Genomic DNA, 7,750 nt, shown 5'->3' on the forward strand with positions numbered 1-7,750 from the left:
TGGTGTCCCTTTCTGGCGATTGAAGGCAGGTACACATATCATCGACATATAGCACAACGCATACTTAGATCTCTTTCTTCTCCGGTCTGCCGGCGCACCCGGTCGCTAAAGCCGATCGGCCAGTCCCCGACGTGCCCCCCAACGTCGGGGCCTCCGCTGTCTCTCCACCGGGCAATTGCACTGCCTCCCGTGGCGCCCACGATCACTTCTGCTGGTCCAACCACTCGGCAATGTCCGCCTCCGCTCCGGGAAAGCTCATTCTCTTCCCCTGTGGCACCGCGCAGTACCGGAATTCACCACCCGTCTTCATGTAGTGAACAGCGCACTTGATCGACCGCTGACGGTCCATCCTGGATTGATCCACCGTGGCGTCAACCATCAGCGTGCCATAGCTCGGGAGGTATCCGACGGCAATCTCCAGCTGCAGGCCGGGAGTCCTCTGCGCTCTTCCTTCGCCTCCTCGCCCTACCGAACCACCTTCAACTCCCCATCGAGCTCTGCTACGTACACCTTGATGCGACGAAGAAGCCCCTCTGCTCCTTCCCGACGTAGTCCCCATACCCGTCCCTCAGACCATTTACGTAATCGGACCTCTTCCCGGGAAAATTGCAGCTCCTTCTCTGCTCCCTCCAAAACGAGCTTTTCCCGGTACATCGACACGAACTCCTCCAGTGACTCTCCGTCTCGTTTGCCCCGACGGTAGGCATATTCAATAGAGGGACGAAATTCTTCAACCAGCCCCGAGGTGTCCTTCCGGGCCATCAAGTCCCGAAGCCGCATCGCGTAGTCTTTGAGCCGCGAGGTATCCGAAGGCGTCCCCTCGATCACCGGCGCCTCCTCAAACACCCGGCTGAAGTCCGGGCCCGCCTCGGTGTCGAACGTCGTGCTCACTGACAACCGATTGCGTGCGGTCCACTGTCGCATCGAATCTAGAGCCCCCCCGTCTCGCGCCGTAACCGCCGAACTGCTATCTGGGTTCTCCTTTAGCCACTGCTTCTCCCACTCAAGGTACCCCTTCCACTGCTTCCGGGCTCGCTCGCTCCAGGCCCGGTAGGCACTGTCGACCTCCACCTCGGTGATCTCCACGTCCGCAATCGGCTTGTCCTCACACTGCACCTCCGCACTCATATCAACGGTCCCAATGCGTAGACTCTTCCCTGAACGGGTCAGGAACGGCATCACCTCCACTGTGATCTCATTTCCTTTTCCGACCAGGGCTGTGTTGAGGTCCGCTGTCACGCTTTGATCGGCAGCCGTCCCCATAAACGGCAATTCCTCCACTGGGAATCCATTGCTCAAAATCCGAAAGTGACCCTCCAGCCTCTTTAGCCGCAATTCTACTTCGTAGTCGGGAGTCGGTCCACTGCATGAATGGATCGTATCTGTGCCGTCCTCCTCTTGCATTGCCGAGGGACCGCTCCTTTTCTCAGGCTCACATGCGCTCCACGCGATAACCAGGAGTACAAGAGCCCCTGCTGCAATCCCTTCACTTCCGGGGGAAAAACCAACGTCAATCATTCGCTCGGGCAGAGGATCAACTAGATTCGTTCACAGAAACGAGTGCTTCACCTAGGCCGGATTCTAAGTGACCTCAGCTGAGAACTTGTGGATTGGTGGGGTGCTCTTATCCAGATTGGATGGAAAGCCCGTCGCGAGGTGCACCTCGCGACAATTCCGTTCCACAAATCTTCTGGCATTAGAAGACTCCCCAGTTTTGAACCTGATCGCACTTAGTGTTCGAAGCTGATTTTTGCCCACGATAGCATTTGATCACTGGTTTGAGGATTCCCCCCCGGAATTTCCGGATTGGGATGAAACGGCCGAAGCGGATTAAACGAGACGAACCCTTCCACCGAAAACCCTCCGCTCTGCAGAATGGACTGCAGCCCCTCCGGGCCCGACCAGTGGGTCTTCGGCGCCACCTCCCGCTGGGCCGCTCTTCCCAGCCTGCGCCCCTCCTTCAGCCCCTCGTAGGAGCTTCTCATCTCCTCTCGGTAGGCGGGAGCCCACTCCTCTGGCTGCAACTGATTGGCCAGCTTCCGCCGATCCTGAGCCCGCTCCCTCTCCTCCTCCCTAAACCACCCGGTCGGCCACTGCCCGACGTGCACCCCCAACGTCGGGACCTCCGCCGTCTCCCCCGCACAGTACCGGAATTCGAAAGCGGCCCCGGACCGCCTTGCCCTCTAAACCTTGCCAACACATTACTCCTGACGCATACGGGGTCTTCTAAATGCCCCTCGATAATCCTTAAGCCGCTCGTCGTACTGATTGCTCGGACACTCTCTCCTAATAACGAACGACCTTAAACTCTCCATCAAGCTCGGCGACGTACATCGCTCCCAAACCACCTCCCGAAGCGTCCTGAAAAAGCCCCCGGTTTATTGCGCCCTCTCTCCACACCTGCCACAGCCGTCCGTCAACCCACTGCTGAAGTCGTAGGTCGGATCGCGTAAAGTCCAGTACTGCCCCCTCCACAACGACCGCCTGACGGTTGGCTTCTATAAACTCGGACCGGGTACGTCTCGCCCCAGTCCGATATCGCGCCTCGATAGCCGGCCGAAACTCCTTAAACAACGCCGAGGTGTCCTTCCGGGCCATCAGGTCTCGCAACTGCATCGCGTAGTCTTTGAGCCGCGAGGTATCCGAAGGTGTCCCCTCGATCACCGGCGCCTCCTCAAACACCCGGCTGAAGTCCGGGCCCGCCTCGGTGTCGAACGTCGTCGACACTTTCAGCGGATTGCGGGATGCCCATGCCCGGATTGAGTCCAGCGCTCCGGCCTCCAGCCTTAACTGGTATGTCCTCCACTGCTCTCGGGCGCGATCACTCCAGGCCTGATAGACACTGTCAACAACCGAAGCTTCAATCTGACTTCCAGGCACAACCTGCTTTTCGTTTGCCGACACTCTACCTTCCACATCTACAACTCCAACCTCCAGACTCGTCCCAACCTGTGCGGTCCAAGGCTCTATGCGCAGCGTGTACTGATTCCCCTTTCTAGTCAGAGCCGTATTGATAGATGGATCAACGTGATCGTAGCTAAAGCGTCCTTTCTTCAGCGAATAGGTCGGGTACCCGTTCAGTAACACCCATATGCTTCCCTCCAGCTTCTCCACATCAAGCTCTGCACGGTACGTAACAGGCGTTTGCAGATCACTTCCTGCGTGACTGGTTTTTGCGATTGGGTCTTTCCATCCAACCTTCTCTGAAGAAGAATCGGAGTCCGGCGAAGATTGACACCCTGCCAGTATGCATCCTAAATATAGAATTGCCGACAGAACGCTGTTGCACGCTTCTTGACCGAATCCAGCCCTGGAATAATACCATGAATCTGATAACATGAAGATGGCTAAGGCGACGTCTTGGAATATTCAAATTCAATGGCCTCTTTCGCAGTAAGCTCAGTGTCTTGAGGTCTCGCCGGATCCGGATCAAACGGCCGAAGCGGCCGGAAGTACACCGTCCCCGTCACCGAAAACGTCCCGCTCTGCAGAATGGGCGCCAGACCCTCCGGGCCGGCCCAGTGCGCCGTCGGGTCGACCGTTTCCCCGATCCGCTCGGCCCGCCGCCGGTTTTGCATCCGGCCCTTCGCCTTGTTTTTGCCCGTGATCCCGAGCGGCTCAAAGAGGTTCGTCTCTACCCATAGCTGCTTCTCGACGTGCATCCGGCGGGCGTACGTCGCGGCCTGCCGGCGTGCCCGGTCGCTGTAGCCGGTGGGCCAGTCCCCGACGTGCACTCCCAACGTCGGGGCCTCCGCTGTCTCCCCTCCGGGCAACCGCATTGCCTCCTGCGACGCCCACGACCACTTCTGCTCTTGGATCCAGCCGGCCAGGTCCGTCTCCGGGTCCGGAAGCGCAAGGCCTTTCCCGCTCGGCACTACGCAGTACCGGAATTCGACTTCTGTTTTTACGTAATGGACCGCGCAGCGCAAAGCTTCCTCCTCTCCGGTGCCCGGATCAACAACTGTGGCATCAACCATCAACGTGCCATAGCTCGGGAGGTAGCCGACGGCAATCTCCAGCTGCAGGCCCACGGGCGGCCCGTCTCCCTTCGGTTTCCGCACTCCGACCCGGGTCGGGAAGTAGAACGCCCGCTCGGCGGCGGCCTTTGCCTGCTCCGTCAGCACCGTCGGAAGGGGCCTGCCCCCTAGCGTCTTCGAGGAGAGGTCCGCCTCGGCGGATGGGTCCGGGCGCACGGCCTCAAAGAGCGGCTCGCGCGTGGCCGCCCTGTCCCGACCCCAGAGGTCCTCGGTCGAGAGCCAATCGGAGAGCGGGTCGGCCGCCTCGACCTCCCACGTGTCGCTTAGGTCCGCGTACAGGGACGCGCCGCCGCCCAAGGCGATCCCGGCGGCCCCGAGGGCGAGAGCCGTCCCGCCAGTCCCGACCGTCAGCACAATTCCCCCGGCCGTGCCCAGGACCGCCCCGGCCAGGCCCCACGGGTTCGGGTCGTCGGCCTCCGCCTGGCCATGGATCGTGGTGTTGGTCGCCGCCTGACCGAACTGCCACGCGCCCAGGGTGACGTCCGCGACCGGCCCCAGCAACTCCAGGGTGGGGCCCAGCCAGGTGGGCACTTTTCCCTTCATCATCGCGCTGTAGCTCGGGCTCTCGTCGTACAGGGCGGCGACGTCGAGCCCCAGGGTGCCCAGATTCAGGGCGTCGCCCACACCGAACGAGTCGCTCCGGGCCGCATCGGCCACGCTGAGGATCGAGGCCACCCCGGTCAGGACCCGAAGACCGGCGGCGGCGCTCCCAATCGTGCTCGTCTTCAACTCCTCCATTGAGGTTTTCATCCGCTTCTTGACCTCGCCGGAGACAGTCATCTTGTGGCGGACCGTCGGGTCGCCCTCCGGCCCTCTCTTTACTTTTGCGACGGTCACCTCCGCCTGTTTGCTGCCGCTGGGCACCAGCTTCATCTCGCCGGCCGCGCCCGCCGCGTCGGCGTAGCCGTCGGCGCCGTGGGTGAGGCGCATGTAGAAGTGGGCAAGCTCCGACAGGCCCGTCGGGAGGCGGCCGCTCCCGGACGTCCAGTCGGCGACGACCGCCGGGCCCATCGCCAGGGCCAGCTTGTAGGCCGCCGCTCGCTTGCCTGCCGTTAGCAGAACAGTGGCGAGATCCGTCCCGGTCAGTTCCGATAGCGTCTGCTCCGCCTCCCCTGCCGCCTCGACCAGCGCCGCCGGCGAATTGTCCGAGAACGGAACGCGCCCGCCACTCAGCGTCAGCCGGACGCTCCATTCGACCGCCCGGGTGCCCAGTTCCGTCGCCTCCGGCGCCGAGCAGAGGTCCAGCAGGGCCTGGTACACGTACGGGGTCCCGAGGAGGCTCGACGCCCGACGACACGCCCGCCGGCGATTCCACACCAGAAACGCGCGCTTGCACCGCAGGCCGTAGTTGAATTGCCCGAGCTGATGGTTCTTTCCCCGCAAGCCGGGGGCGCTCCCCCCGTTGAGCGCAACCTGGTCCGGCCCGAACGGCGCCCAGGCTCCCTCCAGGTCGTAGGTATCTTTGACCGTCGTTTCGATCTCCGCGCCGATCTCTCCCCCGCGGGCCCCGGGGTCGACCTCCGTTTCGACGGCCGACGCGAGGTGATCGCTGAGGTATCCGCGCCCGTGCGCCGGGTTGTAACACAGGTCGCCCACGAGGCCGGCGTGGCCCTCCGCCGCCCCGACTGTCTCCATCCACTCCTGGTAGTGATCGTGCGCCGCCTCGGCGGCCTGGACCCGCCGCTCGGCCGTCCACAGCGGGTTGATGAGATGCACATCCAGGCCCGGCCCCTCCTCGGAGGCTGCGACGTAGGCGGCCCGGTCCTGAAGCCGGAGCGAAACCTCGGGATCGACCGGATGGGGTCCCGTTTTCGTCGGCATCGGCACTTCTCCCGGCACCGGCTCCCCGAAAAAGAGGGGGGTCGTCGCGTAGAGGAGGTCCTCCCGGTGTATCCCACCTCTCTTCAAAAGCTGTTCTCCCTGCTTGAAGCGCTCGGACGAGGGGGTCCCCAGTGCCAGCCGGGTGAAGAGGGCGAGTGCCTCGGTGCCCACGTGCCCGGCCGGCAAGAGCACGTCGGACTGTGCCGGCCCGGAGGCCGACGGAGTCTCTCCACTGAGATCCGCCCGTTTGTAGGTGCCCGCCTGTGTCGCCTTGTACGCCCCCAGCAAGGTCGGAGCGGGATCGGCTTGTTCTTGGGTCGTAAACATTCCATAGACCGCCATCCACCGATCGCCCGGGGGCGGATCCGTCTCCGGCGGCTTCGCCCCAGGCACCGATGCCCCCTCCCCGCTCGATTCGTCTGCGGAGGCCTCCCCGGACCGGCGTTGGACCGGCTCGCCGGAATCGGGCATCGGCATTGGGAACGCATGCGACTCGTCCGTGCCGAGGGGCTCATATTCTGCCTTCAACATGTCCGGCAGGTCGATGTCCAGATCGCCCCCCTCCGACGGCAGTTGAAGAGCGGAGCACTCCCGGAAACGGGCCGTCGTCATCGTCGCCGCCACCGACCGGTCCCCTTCCGCGTTCCAGGCCTCCTGATAGGGGCGGTGTTCAAAGAGTACGATCTCGTCCCCGCCCGCGCCGGTCGGACGCCAGGTGAGGGCGTACTGCCGATCTTTTAGCTCCTCTTTGGTTTGCGCTGTGCCCTCGTGCTCGGAAAGCGTAAAGGCACACTCGATCAGGTCGCCCGACTGCTCCTGGTCCCGGACCGCCAGTTCGTTCCAGTAGGTGCAGTCTGAGGCTGCCTGCCCGTCCATGGAGCGCAGCACGAGTGTATCCGGTCCGTCGTAGGCGTCCCGGGCATGGACCTCAACGATCGCCGCGGCCCGAGCCACCTTTAGAATCTCTTCTTCGTACTTGGAATGGCCGTTTGTGGAGGGCACATCCGTGATGGTGCGCGTTCGGGTCTTCCCGCTGCTCGAATCCGATGAACTCATAAGGAGAGGTGTATAGCGATGACTCGAAAGAAGTGCGAGTAAGACTGCCGGAGCGGCAAGTCGTGGGCTTCAGACAAGATTCCAGGACCCGGGCGGCACGTCTTCTTCCTCGATCCAGCCATCCCCATCGGTCGTGCCCGTTCGCACCTCCCCGTTCGCCAGACACACTTGGTAGGGATGGTTCTCAAGCACCTCTTCCGTCTCACGGTCAACCATCTGAACCGTAAGCGTATCCGAACAGGTGAGAACGCCCGTCGCGGTGGGCAACGGATACCCCTCCACCTTGACCTCCGCCACGTACGCCGGGAGCTGCTGGGCCGCCCCTTCTCCCGATCCGCCCGCCTCCTCGTAGGTGTAAGTCCAACTTGCTTCAATCTCATCCCCGCTGACTTCCGTCTCGATCTCGCCCACAACCGCCGCCGAGCTACCGCCCTCCACCGGCATCTCCTTGATCTGCACCGTCGCCGGGGTGCCGTCCTCGATCCCCTTCGCCGTCGCGGTCACAGTCACCTCCTCCCCAACTTTTGCCTCCGTCTTGGACCACTCCGCACCCTTTACGCTCTTGACCGTGGCCATGCCGTTTCCTTCCGGCAGCAAGGATCGCCGCACCCGCCCGTCCCCCTGCAGCCAATGCTCAGACAACTCACCCTCCGGATCCTCCAGCGCGTAGGGCACGCCGGATACGGGGTTGCCCGCCGCGTCCTCAAACGCAAAGTCGATCCAGTGCTCCACGAGCTCGGTTGCCTCCGGCGAGCCGCCTTCGGCTGCTGCGGCGGTTGCGACTGCGCCCTGCACGCCCGCACTGCCGCCTCCACCGCCACCACCCCCGCCTGAGC

General features: G+C 63.1%; 4 protein-coding genes and 1 pseudogene. All 5 read right to left on the reverse strand.

The annotated features are described in order from the left end of the window. Positions 1 to 465: 465 nt before the first annotated feature. Positions 466 to 1,518 (reverse strand): hypothetical protein, encoded by a 1,053-nt coding sequence (locus BSZ35_RS11475; RefSeq protein WP_146110065.1) that lies wholly within the window; start codon positions 1,516 to 1,518, stop codon positions 466 to 468. Positions 1,519 to 1,730: 212 nt separating this feature from the next. After that, a complete protein-coding gene (locus tag BSZ35_RS11480; protein WP_181149312.1) occupies positions 1,731 to 2,114 on the reverse strand; it encodes a hypothetical protein in 384 nt (127 codons plus the stop codon). A 172-nt stretch (positions 2,115 to 2,286) separates the two neighbouring features. After that, positions 2,287 to 3,114: a hypothetical protein gene (locus BSZ35_RS19575; RefSeq protein ID WP_105012569.1), complete on the reverse strand. Its 828-nt coding sequence runs from the start codon at positions 3,112 to 3,114 to the stop codon at positions 2,287 to 2,289. Positions 3,115 to 3,347: 233 nt separating this feature from the next. Then, complete coding sequence (locus BSZ35_RS11490) at positions 3,348 to 6,914, reverse strand: hypothetical protein (RefSeq protein ID WP_105012570.1); 3,567 nt, start codon at positions 6,912 to 6,914, stop codon at positions 3,348 to 3,350. 69 nt (positions 6,915 to 6,983) lie between these two features. Continuing rightward, a pseudogene (locus BSZ35_RS11495) lies at positions 6,984 to 7,750 on the reverse strand (hypothetical protein); the annotation flags it as partial.

The sequence above is a fragment of the Salinibacter sp. 10B genome, assembly GCF_002954405.1.
GTDB lineage: Bacteria > Bacteroidota > Rhodothermia > Rhodothermales > Salinibacteraceae > Salinibacter.

Bases quoted from the DNA above. Each gene is read 5' to 3' on its own strand.
- BSZ35_RS11490 (WP_105012570.1), bottom strand. From the start codon at position 6,914: ATGAGTTCATCGGATTCGAGCAGCGGGAAGACCCGAACGCGCACCATC.
- BSZ35_RS11475 (WP_146110065.1), bottom strand. From the start codon at position 1,518: ATGATTGACGTTGGTTTTTCCCCCGGAAGTGAAGGGATTGCAGCAGGG.